Annotated in this window: 16 protein-coding genes; 7 read left to right on the top strand and 9 right to left on the bottom strand. The window is 63.2% G+C overall.

Features of this window, described 5'->3' with window-relative positions; translation table 11 throughout:
- Positions 1–72: 72 nt before the first annotated feature.
- A complete protein-coding gene (locus ACFWEM_RS02175) occupies positions 73–1,611 on the top strand; it encodes a PucR family transcriptional regulator (RefSeq protein ID WP_378530734.1) in 1,539 nt (512 codons plus the stop codon).
- On the opposite strand, the gene ACFWEM_RS02180 is transcribed toward ACFWEM_RS02175, so the two are convergent.
- The 3 genes from ACFWEM_RS02180 to ACFWEM_RS02190 all read right to left on the bottom strand — a co-directional run bounded on the left by ACFWEM_RS02180 (position 1,587) and on the right by ACFWEM_RS02190 (position 5,306).
- Positions 1,587–3,023 carry an aldehyde dehydrogenase family protein gene (locus ACFWEM_RS02180; protein WP_378530736.1) on the bottom strand — a complete coding sequence of 479 codons (1,437 nt, stop codon included), beginning with the start codon at positions 3,021–3,023 and terminating at the stop codon, positions 1,587–1,589. The genes ACFWEM_RS02175 and ACFWEM_RS02180 overlap by 25 nt on opposite strands.
- A complete protein-coding gene (gene gabT, locus ACFWEM_RS02185) occupies positions 3,020–4,393 on the bottom strand; it encodes a 4-aminobutyrate--2-oxoglutarate transaminase (protein WP_378530738.1) in 1,374 nt (457 codons plus the stop codon). The genes ACFWEM_RS02180 and gabT overlap by 4 nt, the downstream gene beginning before the upstream one ends.
- Before the next feature lie 106 nt (positions 4,394–4,499).
- Positions 4,500–5,306, bottom strand: coding sequence for an alpha/beta fold hydrolase (locus ACFWEM_RS02190; protein WP_378530740.1), 807 nt, complete (start codon positions 5,304–5,306; stop codon positions 4,500–4,502).
- A gap of 75 nt (positions 5,307–5,381) precedes the next feature.
- On the opposite strand from ACFWEM_RS02190, the gene ACFWEM_RS02195 reads away from it, so the two are divergent.
- Positions 5,382–6,143 (top strand): DUF2127 domain-containing protein, encoded by a 762-nt coding sequence (locus ACFWEM_RS02195; protein WP_378530742.1) that lies wholly within the window; start codon positions 5,382–5,384, stop codon positions 6,141–6,143.
- On the opposite strand, the gene ACFWEM_RS02200 is transcribed toward ACFWEM_RS02195, so the two are convergent.
- Positions 6,127–7,266: a cation:proton antiporter gene (locus ACFWEM_RS02200; RefSeq protein WP_378530744.1), complete on the bottom strand. Its 1,140-nt coding sequence runs from the start codon at positions 7,264–7,266 to the stop codon at positions 6,127–6,129. The genes ACFWEM_RS02195 and ACFWEM_RS02200 overlap by 17 nt on opposite strands.
- Before the next feature lie 7 nt (positions 7,267–7,273).
- A complete protein-coding gene (locus tag ACFWEM_RS02205) occupies positions 7,274–7,732 on the bottom strand; it encodes a hypothetical protein (protein WP_378530746.1) in 459 nt (152 codons plus the stop codon).
- Positions 7,733–7,881: 149 nt separating this feature from the next.
- Here ACFWEM_RS02205 and ACFWEM_RS02210 point away from each other — a divergent pair, with 149 nt between their 5' ends.
- Both ACFWEM_RS02210 and ACFWEM_RS02215 read left to right on the top strand, forming a co-directional pair.
- Positions 7,882–8,328: a cupredoxin domain-containing protein gene (locus ACFWEM_RS02210; RefSeq protein ID WP_378530748.1), complete on the top strand. Its 447-nt coding sequence runs from the start codon at positions 7,882–7,884 to the stop codon at positions 8,326–8,328.
- A gap of 82 nt (positions 8,329–8,410) precedes the next feature.
- Positions 8,411–10,201, top strand: a complete 1,791-nt coding sequence (locus tag ACFWEM_RS02215; RefSeq protein ID WP_378530750.1) for a CocE/NonD family hydrolase — start codon at positions 8,411–8,413, stop codon at positions 10,199–10,201.
- Positions 10,202–10,234: 33 nt separating this feature from the next.
- Here ACFWEM_RS02215 and paaI read toward each other — a convergent pair whose 3' ends face one another.
- From paaI to ACFWEM_RS02235, 4 genes are all read right to left on the bottom strand, one after another.
- A complete protein-coding gene (gene paaI, locus ACFWEM_RS02220; RefSeq protein WP_378532713.1) occupies positions 10,235–10,603 on the bottom strand; it encodes a hydroxyphenylacetyl-CoA thioesterase PaaI in 369 nt (122 codons plus the stop codon).
- Positions 10,604–10,669: 66 nt separating this feature from the next.
- Entirely contained in the window at positions 10,670–10,981 is a 312-nt protein-coding gene (locus ACFWEM_RS02225) for an EthD family reductase (RefSeq protein WP_378530753.1), read from the bottom strand.
- Positions 10,982–10,987: 6 nt separating this feature from the next.
- On the bottom strand, positions 10,988–13,030 hold the full coding sequence (paaZ, locus tag ACFWEM_RS02230) for a phenylacetic acid degradation bifunctional protein PaaZ (protein ID WP_378530755.1): 2,043 nt from the start codon (positions 13,028–13,030) through the stop codon (positions 10,988–10,990).
- An 88-nt stretch (positions 13,031–13,118) separates the two neighbouring features.
- Complete coding sequence (locus ACFWEM_RS02235) at positions 13,119–13,730, bottom strand: TetR/AcrR family transcriptional regulator (protein WP_007730612.1); 612 nt, start codon at positions 13,728–13,730, stop codon at positions 13,119–13,121.
- Positions 13,731–13,837: 107 nt separating this feature from the next.
- Between ACFWEM_RS02235 and ACFWEM_RS02240 the strand changes: the two genes are divergently transcribed.
- From ACFWEM_RS02240 to ACFWEM_RS02250, 3 genes are read left to right on the top strand one after another with little or no spacing between them, the layout of a single operon-like run.
- Positions 13,838–14,566: an enoyl-CoA hydratase/isomerase family protein gene (locus ACFWEM_RS02240; protein ID WP_378530757.1), complete on the top strand. Its 729-nt coding sequence runs from the start codon at positions 13,838–13,840 to the stop codon at positions 14,564–14,566.
- On the top strand, positions 14,563–15,420 hold the full coding sequence (locus ACFWEM_RS02245) for a 3-hydroxyacyl-CoA dehydrogenase family protein (RefSeq protein ID WP_378530759.1): 858 nt from the start codon (positions 14,563–14,565) through the stop codon (positions 15,418–15,420). Before ACFWEM_RS02240 ends, ACFWEM_RS02245 begins: the two co-directional genes overlap by 4 nt.
- Positions 15,421–15,447: 27 nt before the next feature.
- Positions 15,448–16,233, top strand: coding sequence for an enoyl-CoA hydratase/isomerase family protein (locus ACFWEM_RS02250; protein ID WP_378530761.1), 786 nt, complete (start codon positions 15,448–15,450; stop codon positions 16,231–16,233).
- Positions 16,234–16,235 lie beyond the last annotated feature (2 nt).

Here is a 16,235-nt window from a genome sequence, read left to right on the forward strand (position 1 = left end):
GTACAAATCTGAACTGGAAACTGTCAGTTCTGTCCACTGCCTTTCGGTCCACTGTCTTCGGAGGTTGCGGTAATGCCGATGACGGTCCGGCGGCTGGCAGCCACCCCCTCGCTCGGCCTCACGATCGTTGCAGGTCACGACGACGTAGATCTGTCGATCAGTTGGGCGCACGCAATCGAATTGCAGGATCCGACCCAGTGGCTCGCTGGTGGAGAGCTTGTCATGACGACGGGGCTGCACCTTCCGCGTTCGGCGACAAAGCAATACGAGTACGTCGAGCGCATTGCGCAGACCGGTGCGGTGGCACTGGCGTTCGACACCGGCACCGTGCACGAGAGGGTGCCGGACGCGATCATCAGGGCCGGCGACGAACTGGGTTTTGCCGTGCTTTCCGTCGCCAAGGAGACGCCGTTCATCGCCATCTCGCGGGCCGTGATCGACGAACTGACCGCCGACCAGATACGAACGGTGCAGGCGGTGGTCGACGCGCAGGAGAAGTTGGCGCGTGCCCTGCTCGACGGGGTGCCGGCTCTGATCACTGCCCTGGGTCGAGCGGTACATGCAGCAGTGTGTGTTCTCGATCGGGACGGAGCGGTGCTGGCTCTGACGGAAGGTGCGAGTTCGTCTCTGCCCGAACGTATCAGGGAGCGATCAGGTAAGGAGCGCAGCCGGGTCGTGGTGGACGACGACGGTCACCTGGCCATTCACCGTCTTGCCGTGAGCGGCACGCTGGCCGTGGCGTCCGACGCCGCCTTGGATCAGTCCGAGCGATTGTTGGTCGGCCACACGGTGTCGCTGTTGACCATCGAGCTTGCCAAGCCGTTGCGGGTTGTCGATGCCGAACAGCGGCTGAGGTTGGCAGTTACGACGATGGTGCGCCAGGCCGGCGGTGACGTCGACGAAAGTCTGTTGCGGTACTTCGGATTCGAATCCGAAACCACGGTGGTGGCAACTGCCTTGACCGATGTCGGACCGTTGCTGGCGGCAACCGACATCACTTCAGCGGCCTTGAAAGAAGAGTCGGTGCCGTACCTTTTGGCTCCGCTGAGTGACGGAGCCGGTGTGTGGTTCGTCGTGAAAAGTGAAGTTGCGGAAAAGGTCACGCGTAGTGTCTATGCGAGAGTGCGGGAGAATTCGCGCCGGGGTATCAACGGTGGAATCGGTGGCGTCCGGAAGATGAGCGGTGTAGCAGCCAGTCTGCGCGAGGCCGTCTCTGCTGCCAAAGTGGGGCAGGTCGAAGGACACACGCTCGTTCCGTTCTCGGAACTCGGGACTTTCAGTCTCTTGTTGAGTGTGCAGTCGAACGATGTTCTGCAGTCGATCGCGGCCGGCGGCCTCGGTGTGCTGGAAGGCTACGACGCCGAGAACGGTTCTCGTTTGGTGGACTCGATCGAAGCGTTCCTGCACCACAATGGTCAATGGGAGTCCGCTGCAGCGCAGTTGGGTGTTCACCGGCACACGCTGCGTAACCGCATGGACAAGGTTGCCGAGTTGATCGGCCGAGATCTCGATTCCGCCCACACGCGGTCCGAGTTGTGGATTGCACTCAAAGCTCGTGAACTGCTGCAGGCGGAATCGAATTCAGATCACGCTCGGCCGCCCCTGAGATAGACGGTGGTGGTGTGAGTGAAGAACTCTCGCGCTGCGTCGCCTTGTTCCTTGGGCCCGTATCCACTCCTCTTCGCGCCGCCGAAGGGCACGTGGGGATCAGCGCCCGCCGATTCCGAATTGACGTGCAGGATCCCCACGTCCAGGTCGTCGATACCGGCAAGCGCACTGGTCAGGTCTTGCGTGAACAACGCTGCGGACAAACCGAATTCGCCCTCGTTCGCCAGGCGGAATGCGTCTGCAGTTGTTGCTGCCTGCTGCACCGCCAGAACCGGGCCGAAGAGTTCCTCGAACCACAGTTCGGTGCTCGCCGGTAGTTCCAGCACTGTCGGCTCGACGTAGTAGCCCGACTGCGGCGCTTCGGCGGTGGCCACAACTCTGGCGCCGCCGCCGATGGCTCGATTGATCCCCTCGCTGATCGACTGCTGCGCGTATGCGCTGATCACGGGACCTGTCGTGACGTCGGGATCGAGTGGATCTCCGACTCTCAGTTCCTTGACTTCGACGGTCAGCCTCGCCAGGAATTCCTCGGCGATGGATTCATGGAGCACCAGACGTGAAGTGGCCGTGCATTTCTGGCCGGTTGACCGGAATGCGCCCAGCATGACCTGCTCGACCGCAAGCTCCAGATCTGCGTCGGCAAGTACGACTGCTGCGTTCTTTCCACCCATTTCCGCCTGTACCGGAACTCCGCGCGCCGCAGCAGATCCCGCGATCTTTCGGCCGACGCCGGTGGAACCGGTGAAGGTGACGGCGTCGAGGTCCGGGTGATCGACCAGCGCTTCACCGGCTGCGCTGTCGCCGAGGATCATGTTCAGGACTCCGTCGGGTAGGCCGGCTTCGGTCATTGCCTGCGCGAGACGGAAGGCCAGAAGGGGCACCGCGGCAGCGGGTTTCCAGACGACGGTGTTTCCGTACACCAAGGCAGGCGCAATCTTCCATGCCGGGATCGCGATCGGGAAGTTGAACGGCGTGACGACGCCCACCACGCCGAGAGGTTTGCGAGTGACGAGAATCTGCTCGCTGCTACGTGGGGAGGAATACACCGTTCCGCTCTCGCGGTGGGCGGCGTTGCCGTAGTAACGCAGAATCTGCGCTGCCCGGCGCACTTCTCCGATACCCTCGGCCAGCGTTTTCCCTTCTTCGCGGGTGAGTTCTTCGCCCCAGGCCTCGGCGTTGGATTCGATGATTTCCGCTGCGCGAGTGAGGTATGCGCCGCGTGCGGACATCGGCAGGCGAGCCCAGTCGTTCGCGGCGATGCGGGCGACGCGAACGCCGGTCGCCATTTCGGAGGCACCGGCGCGGCCGCCGGTGGCGACAACCTCGTCGGGACGCGCCGGGTTGGTGTCCGTCAGTGTGCCTTCGCTGCCCGTGACCCAAGCTCCGCCGATCAAGCTGCGCACGGTGACGCTCATCGGACTGCGGCCACAGCGTCGCGAAGGATACCGAGTCCTTCGGTCAGCAACTCGTCGGAGATGCTCAGCGGCGGGAGGAATCGGACGACGTTTCCGTAGGTGCCGGCGGTGAGGAGAAGGAGACCGTGCGCGTGGGCGTAGTTGACGATCTGGACGACGGCCTCGCGATTCGGAGTCTTGTCCTCGTCGTGGACGAGTTCAATTGCAACCATGGCGCCGCGTCCACGAATGTCGCCGATTATGTTTGTGTCCGAGGCGATTTCGGACAGCCCTGTGGTCAGAATGTCACCGATGTTCTTGGCGCGGTCGAGGAGCCCTTCCGTCTCGATCGTCTCGAAAACTGCCAGGGCGGCCTCGCAGGCAACAGGATTGCCGCTGTAGGTACCGCCGATACCACCGGGATGCGCGGCGTCCATGACGTCGGCTCGGCCGGTCACGGCGGCGAGTGGCATTCCGCCGGCGAGACCTTTTGCGGTTGTGATGATGTCGGGGACGAAGTCCTCACTCTCGCTGGCGAACCAGGCTCCGGTTCGTGCGATACCGGTCTGGACCTCGTCCGCGACGACGAGAATGCCGCGCTCACGGCAGAATTCCGAGATGCGCTTCAGGAATCCCGGAGCGGGAACGATGAAACCGCCCTCACCCTGAATCGGTTCCACGACCACAGCGGCTACCGCTTCGGCACCGATCTGAGTGTCGATCGCAAGACGGAACTGGGCGAATGCTTCGTCGGCCGCATTTTCGGGGCCGCTCGGCCAACGGTAGGGGTAGGCCATCGGAACGCGGTAGACCTCTGGCGCGAACGGGCCGAATGTGGCCTTGTACGGCTGGTTCTTGGCTGTCATCGTCATCGTCATCAACGTGCGACCGTGGAATGCATGGTCGAAGACGACAACTGCCGGGCGACCGGTGGCGGCACGTGCGTATTTCACGGCGTTCTCGAGCGCCTCGCTGCCGGTGTTGAACAGCGCTGTTCGCTTCTCGTGATCTCCCGGGGTCAGGCGGTTGAGCGCTTCGCAGACCTCGACATACCCCTCGTAGGGGTTTGCGAGGAAACACGTGTGGGTGAACTGACCGAGCTGGCGCGTGGTGCGTTCGACCACGCGCGGCGCGCTGTTTCCGACGGTGGTCACGGCGATGCCGCTGCCGAAGTCGATGAACGAGTTGTCGTCGACGTCGACGACAACTCCTCCGCCCGCTGCAGCAACGTAAATGCTGGATCCGCTGGTCAGTCCGGCCGGCAGTGCGGCGCTCCGGCGCTCGGCCAAAGCGCGCGAGTTGGGGCCAGGCACTTCGGTGACGAGGCGTCGTATCTGGGGAAGGGTCGGTCCACCGATGCACGTTTCCGTGCCGTGCTCGAGAATGGTCATCGCAGTGCCTCCAGTCGTTTTCCGAACTGTAGGGCGGCGATAAACAATCCGGACATGGCCGGATTGTCGAGTGGCTTCTATCTCATAGGACGCCGCGTCCAGCAGGTTACTGGGCGAAACTGCCGAGGAATCGTTGCAACAGTGGGTTGTACACCTCAGGGGCTTCCCAGAACGCTGCATGACCAACACCGGGAATCACGTGATACGTGCCCTCCCAGAGATTCGCGAAGGTCAACGACGCGACATACGACGTGTTCACGAACGGGTCCCTGGCGCCGTCGATCACCGCAAGTGGCACAGACGCCGTTGCAACCAGAGCCTTCTGATCCGATTCGCGGCCAGCTCCGAACGCGTCGAACATGATCTTGCGAGCGCGACCGTCCGTGCGTATCGCGGCGTCGAGGGCCGCCTGTTCGAAGGGAACTGCGGTCATCCGAGCGTAGAGTTCGGCTTCCCGTTCGGTGATGACCTCGGTACCGCCGATGGACAATCCGTCGCCGGCATTGAACGCGTCGCCGAGCGTCTCGGGATTGGCCGGCGGCGTACCGGTGATGACGATTCCAGCGAGCCCGGGGAACTTCGCGATCAACTCGAGGGCGATGTGTCCGCCCAGCGACCAACCGACAACCACAGCCCGTTCGACGGCGAGTTCGGTCAGAACATCGACGATGGCGTCGGCGTAGCCGTTCTGCGTGTACGCGGCTTCGGGGTCGCTCGCGTCCTCGGAATCACCGTGACCGAGTAGGTCCAGCGTGATCATGCGGTAGCCGGCGGCCCAGTCGGCGTCGACCTGGTTGCGGAAGATGGAGCGACTGGCCGAGTTTCCGTGGATGAAGACAACCGGGAAACCGTCGGTGGCACTGTCGTCGACGGCCATGACGCCATGCCGGGTTTCGATCTTGGTGGTAGTCATCGGAATCCTCGTCGTTCGAAGTGCACGGTCAGCGGGTATCCACGCTACCGGGCATATGCGGCATAGAGTTCACCCGTGGACTTCGCATTGCGCTCGTGCAGTTGGCACGGTCACGAGACCTACGCTCCGGACGAACCGGAACTGCGGGATCGACTACATGTGGATACTGCGGTGGGTCAGGCGTGGCGGTGCCTACGTTGCGGCAACTTCGTCCCGGGAGCGCCCCGGGCATCCGGACCGGCTGACGCCGCCCCCGAGGTTCCGCGGGGTCGCCTGCTTCGCGACAGGTTGATCATGCGACTTCTCGCCACCGAGAGAATGTTCCGCGCCCTGGGTTTGGTTCTTCTGGCGATCGGTGTGTTCAAACTCAGATCGTCGAAGGGACGCGTCGAGGACGCCTTCGAGAACGAGTTACCGTTGGTCAGACCATTGGCCCGTCAGCTGGGCTGGAACATCGACGATTCGAAACTGGTCCATCACATCGAGCAGGCATTTTCGTTGTCGTCGACGACGCTCACCTGGATCGCGATCGGTCTGTTGGTGTACGCGGGCCTTCAAGTGATCGAGGCAGTCGGTCTGTGGATGGTCAAACGCTGGGGCGAGTACTTCGCGGTGGTGGCGACCAGCATGTTCCTGCCCCTCGAAATCTACGAATTGACCGAGAAGATCACGTGGTTGAGGGCCGGGTTGCTATTGGTGAACATCGCTGCCGTCGTGTGGCTGATCTGGAGCAAGCGACTCTTCGGTGTCCGCGGCGGCGGCGCGGCGTATCACGCCGAACATTCGGAGGAGAGTTTGCTGACGGTGGAGCGTGCCGCGGTCAAGCAGGCTTCGTGAGACCAGCTTTCGACGCGGCGGCACCCGCCAGTGTTGCAGCACCGATCGTGATCATGGCGGCGAGGAGGATGGCAGCGGGTTCACCCTCGCCCATCACTCCCAGTTGGGTGCCCACCGTTACGGCGGCAACGGGTACCCCCAGTTGTGCGGCGGACAGCACTCCCAAGGGGAGAGGTAGGCCGAGGATTCGTATCGCTGCGTGAACTACGAGAGTTGCGCCGCCCAAGGCCAATCCGAGCCAGACGGCGGACGGATGGGTCACGAGGTCGCGCAGATTGATCGCCGCTCCCAGCCAGACGAAGAAGAGGGGAGCGAAGAAGCCGTCGGTGATCGCGAAGAGTTGTTTGGCGAGGCGGCGGGGTTCACCGATCGCGGCAAGAACGAGCCCGAAGGCGAAGCCCGCGAGCATGATCGACACGTGGGTACTCGACGCCAGCGCTGCAAGAGAGAAGAGGATCACGAGATTGATCCGGAGTTCGAGTGCAAACTTTCGTTTCTCTGAGAACTTGTGGAGCTTTCGCCAATGGCCGGAACGATGAAAAGCTCGCAGTACGAAGAACAAGGCAATTGCACACGCCGCCACCGCCAATGCGCCGAGGCCGGCGCGAGGGGCATTGTCGGGATCGATCACCAACGGCAGCGCGACAATGCAGACAGTATCCGCGATCGCGACCTGGGCCGTCATCTGCAGAACCGAGGTTCCTCCGAGCGCCAGCGAATCGACGATGGGGAGAATCAACGCCGCGGACGACGACGCGATCAGGACCGCATACAGCGCGGCGTGACCGGTGCCGAATGCCGTCGCCGCACCGTAGCCGGCAACAACCGACAGGAGTCCGACGACGACCGAGCGAGCGGCACCCTTGCCTATTGCCGCCCGAACTGCCGGATCGCGGACCGGGACGTGCGAGCCGGCCACCATCATCGTGAGCGCGAACCCGATATCGGCCAGGAATGTGAACGTCCGGTCGGAGGAGTCGAGCAGCCCGAAACCGGTGACACCGAAGATGACACCGGCGGCGAGTTCGCCGACCACCACGGGGACATGCCAGCTGACGCGGGCGCCGAGCAGTGGGCCGAGAATGCCGGCCAGGGCGACGAGGGCAAGGATGCCGAAGGTCATCGACGACCTACGAGTTAACTGTCGAGGGTGCGATCTTCGCGGGGATGGCGGTGTTCTCGTCCACGTGGTAACTCGCACAGACACGGTGGTAGCCGTCGGCGATCTGCGCCGGTACTCCGGCGCGGAAGTCTCCCTGCACCAGCAGGATCGGTGACAACGCGATCCCCTTGCGGATCTTCAACAGGTCGGCAGCCACGTGTGGGTTGTCGACCGGAAGCAGGGGTAGCCCGGCAGCCCGCAGGATGTCCTTGGCCTTCTTCGAGACCAGCGTCGCCGTCTTGAGGGCGTACACGAGAGCTTGGACCTGGACCGGTGTGGCGCCCAACTGGAGGTAATCGCGGGCCGCGGGGTAGTCGTGCTCGTCCGGTAGGTCCTTCCAGAGCACTGCGGGCGCCTTCGCCACGGGCGCTTTTGAAGCTACCGCCGCCTTCGTCTTGTCTGCCTTCGACGGTTTGATCTTGGCCATCTGTGCTGTGTCCTTCAGTTTCGGTCCGCGAGTGGAGGTGGTGCAGAAATCGTGCACTATCAGCGTCGCAGGCACCACATCGGAGCTGTTTGGCCCTCTAGGCGGCGGGTAATCAGCAGACTGCGGGGGAACGAGCAGGAGGCGAAGCAATGAAGCGGATTCTCGCGGTGCTCGCAGCGCTGATCCTGGCGGTGTTCGCACTGACCGCGTGCAGTGACAACGGTGATTCGTCGGGCAACGATTCGGCAGATCACAATGGCATGGCGATGACCAGCATGACGATGACGAGCAAGCCGACCAGCATGTCGATGCCGAGCATGCCTCTGGGTATGTCGACGCCGGGAGCGTCGTCGATGGGAATCGTGATCAGCGGCTTCGAGTACTCGACGCCGGAGTCGGTGATGCCTGGACAGGTACTGACCATTCAGAACAACGACACCGTCGAGCACTCGGTGACGTCCGATACCGCGGGACTGTTCAACGAGGACATCGAAGCTGGCGAGTCGGAAACCATCACGGTGCCGAACGAGCCTGGGACGTACACGTTCCACTGCACCTACCATCCGAGTATGCATGGCACCTTGACGGTCAAGTAGAGGTCCACCCCGCCCGACGTAGCGCTCGCTGGGAAAAGATAGGCGCCACGCGCCCGATTCGACTGGTGGAGAACAGATCCGGGTGTACGGTTTTCAGGTGCGCCGGAGAATAGCGATCAGTGTCGTCACGCTCGTGGTTTGTGCCCTCGGCTTTTCGCCGCCGGCGCTCGCGGATTCACCGAACGGCTCGTATTCGTCACAGCTACTGTACTTCTCGGTCGATGTCGGGCCTGAACTCTCGACGCCGTGCACCGTCGTCGGTGAACTTTTTGTTCCCGACGGCGTCGACGCGGACAATCCGGCTCCCGCGATCCTGACCACCAACGGGTTCGGCGGTTCGTACAAGGATCAGATTCCCGCTCTGCAGAACTTCGCCGAGAACGGGTATGTCGGACTGACGTATTCGGGGTTGGGCTTCGGCGGCTCGAGTTGCAAGATCACACTCGACTCTCCCGCATACGACGGCGTCGCCGCTTCGCAGTTGGTCAGTTTCCTCGGCGGCAAAGAGGGGATTGCGTACACGGACCAGGCTCTGACACAGCCCTATCCGGCGCTCAATGCGGTGGTGCAGGACTCCGTCGACCACAACGGTGCACCGTCGACGAACGATCCGCGGGTCGGCATGACGGGTGGCTCTTACGGCGGTGGCATTCAATTCGCCGCCGCGAGTGTGGATCCCCGTATCGACACGATCATCCCCATGATCACCTGGAACGACCTCTCCTATTCCTTGGCGCCCAACAGCACCGGCATCATCTCCGGTGTGTCGACTGCTGAACCGGGAGCCGCGAAAGTGCTCTTTGCGTCACTGCTCTTCGGTGCCGGCATTGCAAACCCCGGTGTGGACGGTTACATCGCCGACCCCGCACGACTTCCCGGCTGCCCGAACTACGTGCCGTACATGTGCAACGCGATCGCCGAGGCAGTGGTGACTGGTGACATCGGACCCCAAGTAGTAAGTGAGCTCCGAGCGTCGTCGGTATCGTCGTTTGTCGACCGGATCAATATCCCGGTACTGCTTGCACAGGGACAACAAGACACCCTGTTCGATCTGAACGAGGCAACCGCGACCTACGGCGCATTGAAAGCCCGTGGTGTGGACGCCAAGATGATCTGGCATTCGTGGGGACACAGTCACTTGGCTGCTGCGCCGGGCGAATTCAGCTTCTCCGCACCCGACGAAGACGCCCAGTACGAAACCGGTCGCTTCATGGACTGGTTCGATCACTACCTCAAGGACGAGAACACGGAGACCGGACCGGAATTCGCATACTTCCGTAACTGGATCGACTACGAGGGGAACGCGGCGCCGGCCTACGCGACGTCCGACACCGTCGACGTCGGGACCGCCCGCTCCTTCCATCTGTCCGCTGACGGGGGGCTGCTGCCGGACGGCGCGCCGGCGGTACCTGGTTCGAAGACGATTGTCACTGCACCGGGTGGGCTCCCGACAGGCGTCGAGCCGCTCAATATCAATCCGGCCGGAAACATTCCGAGTGCACAGATTCCGGGAACCGAGGCGCTCTGGACCACTGCGCCGATGGCCGAGGCGATGGACGTGGTGGGAGCCCCCACTGTGACGCTGCGTGTTGCGGCGCCCGGACAGCCGGTGGTGTTCGCGAAGCTCTACGACGTGGCACCGGACGGGACGTCGTCGCTGATCAACGGGCTCATCGCACCTGTTCGCATCAGTGATGCGTCGCAGCCCGTACCGGTGACGATGCCGGCGATAGTGCACAGATTCGAGCCGGGGCATTCCGTTCGCCTGGCAATTACGGGTGGCGACATCAGTTTCCGTGGAGGACTGCAGGGGATGCCGGTGACGATCTTCGCCGACGGGTCCGGCCCCCTCGAACTTCCCGTCGTGGGCTGATACACCGTGGGCTGATACACCGTGGGCTGAATTTCAGCGGGTGATGGTGCGACTGTCGCCGCGGAACTCGGCCACGACGGTGTCGCCATTGCGAACGGTCACGTCGTAGATCCCACTTCGGCCCCCTCGTGCCTTCTCGGTGGCGACCGCGGTCAAGGTGTCGCCCAGGCGTGTTGGACGGAGAAATCGGATGTCCGCGCGCGCTGCAACGGCTGAATCCTCGTAGCCGTTGCAGGCGAGCGCAAACGCGGTGTCCGCGAGCAGGAAAACATAACCGCCATGTGTGATTCCGTGACCGTTCACCATGGTCTCGCCCACCGTGACGGTCACGGTTGCGCTACCTGGCGCCAGTTCGAAAATCTCGATACCGAGCGCCCGAGACGCCTGGTCCGCGTCGAACATCTCTCTGGCGGTGATGCTTCCTGTGCTCACGAGACAACTCCTGTGGGATCGGAGAACTGCAGGGGTCTAGAGGACCGAGACAACTTCCTGGACGTACATGTCGACCGTGCCGGTGGCAAAGTTTGCGACATCTCTTCCAGCGGCGCCCATCTCCGGGGACTTCAGGCCGCTCTGCATCGTCTCGAGATCGGGAAACACGAGGTTGGCGACGGCGTAGAAAACGGGGTCGGAGCCATCGAGTGTCGAGCACTTGCTGAAGGTGAAGTCCGACAACCCTGGAACCGCGCGGGCGAGCGGAATGTGGATGTCGTTGTAGTACTTGTCGAAAGCCTCCGGATCGGTGGGGCGTCCGTAACACACTGCTACGCGATAGGTCATGTGCTTTCAATTCCCTTCGGGGAGAGTCTTGGCTACCAGCGTCAGGACGTCGTACGTTGCGACTGGATCGCTGTCCTGGTTCGTCACGACGGCATCCCAACGAACTTCACCGTAGTCGGCGCTGCTGCGGGGTGTGATGGTCTTGGCTGTGAGGGTGACGGTCAGGCTGTCTTCGGCTTTGACCGGGGTCAGGAACCTGAGGTTGTCCACGCCGAAGTTCGCGAGAACCGGGCCGGGAGCGGGGTCGACGAACAGGCCGGCAGCGAGCGAGACAACCAGGTATCCGTGCGCGACGATGCCACCGAAAAGTGGATTCGCGGCGGCGGCAACCGGATCGGTGTGCGCGTAGAAGGTGTCACCGGTGAACTCTGCAAAATGATCGATGTCCGCGAGCGTGACCTGGCGCGGACCGCCGACAATCGTGTCGCCGATCTTCAACTCGGCAAGACTCTTTCGGAAAGGATGCTCGGATCCGACGGTGCGCTGTGAACCGGTGAACCAGCGCTCGCCGACCGCGGTGAGTACGTCGGGCGTGCCTTGAACTGCGGTGCGCTGCATGTGGTGTAGAACTCCGCGGATGCCACCCAACTCCTCACCTCCACCGGCGCGGCCGGGCCCGCCGTGTACGAGCACCGGGAGGGGAGAGCCGTGACCGGTTGATTCCTTGGCGTCGTCGCGGTTCAGGACGAGAACTCGGCCGTGAAAAGCTGCCAGGCCCAGTACCAGTCGACGTGCGACGTCCGTGTCGGCAGTTACCACCGAGGCGACGAGGCTGCCCTCACCGCGGGCTGCGAGCTCGATCGCATGATCGATGCCGTTGTAACCGATGACGGTGCTGACAGGCCCGAATGCCTCCACTTCGTGCACCTCGAGGGCATTGTCCTCGGCACGCAGGAGGATCGGTGAAAGGAAGGCTCCGGACCGGGCGTCGGCACCGACCACGTCGAGGTTCTCCGGGTCTCCGAACACGATGGACGCCGACTTCGTCAGGCCGCAAATGGATTTCAGGACTTCGTCGCGCTGTTCGATGCTGGCGAGCGCACCCATCGTGACACCGTCGGTGTCGGGGTGTCCGACGACCACCTTGCTCAGTCGCTCGGATACGGCATCGACGACGGCGTCGACCAGGGAATCCGGGACCAGCGCGCGCCTGATCGCTGTGCACTTCTGGCCCGCCTTGACCGTCATCTCGGTGACAAGTTGTTTGACGTACAAATCGAATTCGGGAGTTCCGGGTACGGCGTCCTCACCGAGGATCGACGCGTTGAGTGAATCGGCCTCGGCATTGAAGTGGACACCCTTGCCGACGACGTTCGGGTGAGCGCGCAGTGTTGCTGCGGTATCGGCGGATCCGGTGAAGGCAACCGAATCCTGCCCGCCGAGGTGATCGAGGAGTCCGCGTGCGCTACCGGAGAGCAGTTGGACGGAACCCTCGGGGAGCAAGCCTGATTCGATGATGCGCCGGAAGACGAGTTCGGTGAGATACGCCGTGGAACTGGCAGGCTTGACGATGGACGGCACACCCGCGATGAATGCCGGCGCCAGCTTCTCCAGGAATCCCCACACGGGGAAATTGAAGGCGTTGATCTGCACGGCGACACCGCGACGTGATGTGTAGATGTGTTGCCCGAGGAAAGTTCCGCCCTTGCCCAGAGTTTCGACGTTGCCGTCCAGAAACACTGTGCTGTCGGGCAATTCGCGCCTAGCCTTGCTCGCGTAGCTCAGCAATGTTCCGAACCCGCCGTCGATGTCCACCCCGGAGTCTCGCGTCGTCGCCCCGGTGGCGGTGGAGAGTGTGTAGAACTCGGCCTTCCCTGCCATCAACGTGAGGGCCAGAGCCTTGAGTGCGCCGGCTCGTTCGTGGAAGGTCATCGCTGACAGTGCAGGCCCGCCGACGTCGCGTGCGTACGCAACCATCTCGGCGAGGTCGACGCCGGTGGCGGAGATCCGGGCCACCTCGGATCCGTCCACTGCACTCGGCAACGCGGTACCTGCGTCCGGTGCGGCGTACCAGCGACCGGCTACATAGCTTTCCAACAGTCTGCTCACGACAACTCCATCTCACCGTACGTTCGGTCGGTAATTACGATCGCCCGGCAACGCCGCGTTGTCAAGGATTCGGCAGAACTGCCTGGAGTCAGGCCTTGCGAAGTCCGTCGAAAGTGACAGCGACGACCGCGTCGGCGATGTCGGAGACGGACTCACCTGCTCGGGGTTTGTACCACTCGATCAGTGAGTTGACGGTGCCGAACATCAGCTTGCTGGCGAGGGCGGGTTCGATGTCCGGACGCAGGTCGCCCTCCGCTGCGGCGGACGCGACGAGGCCTCCGACGAAGTTGTCGAATTCGCGTCGACGAGCGAGTGCGGCGCGCTCGACCGTCGTGTTGCCACGGACGCGTAGGAGCAGGGTGACGTACGGAAGCTCTGCGACCAGCACCTCTACGCTGCGCCGGACCAGGTACTCGAGCCGGTCGATGTACGGACCGGTGGTGGCGCCCTCTTCGGTCGTGACCGCAAACAGGGCGTTGAGTGCACGCGAAAGGGCGAGTTCGAGAAGTTCTGACTTTCCAGACACGTGGTGGTAGATCGAGGACTTCGTGATGCCGAGTTTCTTGGCGAGCACCTCCATGCTGGCGCCGTCGTAGCCCTTGTCGTTGAACACCTTCACGGCCACGGCGAGGAGTGAATCGAGGTCGTAGCCGGGACGTCCAGGGAGGCCGGTGCGTCGAGTGGGGCGTGCCGTAGTCATGTCCCCATCTTCTCAGTTCGGGCAAAGCTGTGCACCATCCTCGTTCCCACCCTTGCCAAACGACCGAATGTTCGGTTACTAATGTAGAAGAGCGAGAAGGAGTGAATGTGAACACCCTGCACGTGGACGAGCGCGAGGATCGCGTCGTGGTCACCCTCGACAGACCCGCGCAACGCAATGCGATCAACGCGGAAATGATCGACGAACTGCATCAGGTTTGTGGACGCCTCGAACGGGATCCGAAGCTGCTCCTGCTTGCTGGGCGCGGGGACCACTTCGCGGGCGGCGCTGACATCGCGGAGCTCCGCGAGCGCGGACGAGAGGAAGCGTTCGCGGGTATCAACCGCACGCTGTTCGACCGCATCGGAAAGCTCCCGCTTCCCACCGTGGCCGCCGTGAGCGGCTTCGCGCTCGGCGGTGGGGCAGAGTTGACCTACGCCTGCGACATTCGCATCGCGACGACGACGGCGGTCTTCGGTAATCCCGAGCCCAATCTCGGGATAATGGCGGCCGCCGGCGCCAGCTATCGGCTGCCGAAGCTCGTCGGCGTCTCGATCGCGAAGCAGGTGCTCCTCGGTGCCAGGAACCTCGACGCCGAGCAGGCGCTACGAGCGGGTCTGGTCGTCGAGGTAACCGAACCGAACAGCCACGTCGACGCAGCGCATCGGCTGCTCGACCGCATTGGCCGACTGTCCCCGCTGGCACTGCAATTGACCAAGATCATCGTCGATGCGCCGGGATCGCATCCGTTTGCCGACGACATCGCCCAGGCCGTCCTGTTCGAGAGTTCGGACAAGCGCGATCGCATGACGGCCTTTCTGGAGAAGAAATCATGACTGAAGCAGTTGCACCGAAGACCGTCGGCGTCATCGGCGGTGGACGCATGGGTGCGGGTATCGCCCAGGTGTTCGCCGCGCTCGGCGGGGTGGTCACCATCGCGGAGAGTGGAGACGCCGAGGCCGCGTTGCAGCGTGTGTCCACCGGCCTCGATCGAGCCCATGAGCGAGGGAAGCTCGGCGGCCAGGACACCGCGACGGTGCTGGCGCGCGTGAGCGTCGTGAACGCAGTGACCTCCTTGCCGGCGTCGCTCGACCTGATCGTCGAGGCGGTCCCGGAAATCGCGGCGCTCAAAGTCGAGGTTCTCGCCGCTGCCGAAACCGTTGCCGGAGAACACACCGTGATCGCCAGCAACACCAGTTCCATGTCGATCGCCGAACTCGGCGCAGCACTGACGGACTCGGGACGGTTCATCGGTATGCACTTTTTCAATCCAGTCCCGGCATCGCAGTTGGTCGAGATCGTTCGGGCACCGCACACCCGCCCCGAGGTGGTCGACTCGGTAAGAGCATGGGTGTCGATGCTCGGCAAAGCCGAGGTGCTCGTCAACGACTCACCTGGCTTTGCGACCAGCCGGCTTGGTGTCGGCCTTGGGCTCGAAGCCATTCGGATGCTCGAGGAAGGTGTAGCGGACGCGGAATCCATCGACCGCGCAATGGAATTGGGGTACCGGCATCCGATGGGTCCGCTGCGTTCGACAGATCTGGTCGGGTTGGACGTGCGCCTGGCAATCGCCGAGCATCTTGCGAGCACGCTCGGTGATCGATTTGCACCCCCCGCACTGTTGCGAGAGAAGGTCGCGCGCGGCGAGTTGGGGCGCAAGAGCGGACAGGGTTTTCACACGTGGAACTGAACCGAACCGCCTGCGAAGGGAACATCGATGACTGACGTGATCCGCACGGAGATCGAGCAAGGTCTGGCGACAATCACTCTCGACCGGCCGAAGGCCGCCAATGCCGTGAACGGCGAGATGAAGGCTCAGCTACTCGAAGCGTTGCTGCAGGTCCACGCTGACGCGGACGTGCGAGCCTTGTTGATTCTCGCCGAAGGTAAGAACTTCTGCGTCGGCCAGGATCTCGGCGAGCACGCGGCAGCTCTGAACGCTGATCCCGTGCACGCGATGGACACCGTCGAGGCGCACTACAACCCGATGGTCACTGCGCTGTCGACGCTCTCCGTCCCGGTGGTGGTGGGCATCGGCGGCGCTTGCGTCGGGGCCGGGTTGGGAATTGCGTTGGCCGGTGACATCCGGGTGGTCGGGGCTCACGCGAGCTTTGCGACTGCATTCACCGGCATCGGTTTGGCGAGTGACTCCGGGCTCAGTCATGCGCTCGTGCACGCGCTCGGACCGAGCCGCGCCAGTGGCCTGATGTTGCTCGGCGACAAGTTCGACGCGCAGAGTGCGTTGGAGTGGGGATTGGTCCATCGGGTAGTGGCCGATGAGGATGTTGCGGCCGAGGCTCGCTCGGTTGCCCGTCGACTTGCCGACGGACCCACCGCCGCCTTCGCGCACGTGAAATCACTGATCAGGGCTGGCGCTCCCGGGCTTCCCCAGGCGCTGGAGGCCGAGGCGAGTGCGCAGGTGGAGTTGGGTGCCACGGCAGATCATCAAGGCGCCGTCGCCGCGTTCCTGTCGAAGCAGAAGCCGGTTTTCGGGGGCCGCTGATT

This window comes from Rhodococcus sp. NPDC060176 (assembly GCF_042728675.1).
Lineage (GTDB): Bacteria > Actinomycetota > Actinomycetes > Mycobacteriales > Mycobacteriaceae > Rhodococcus_F.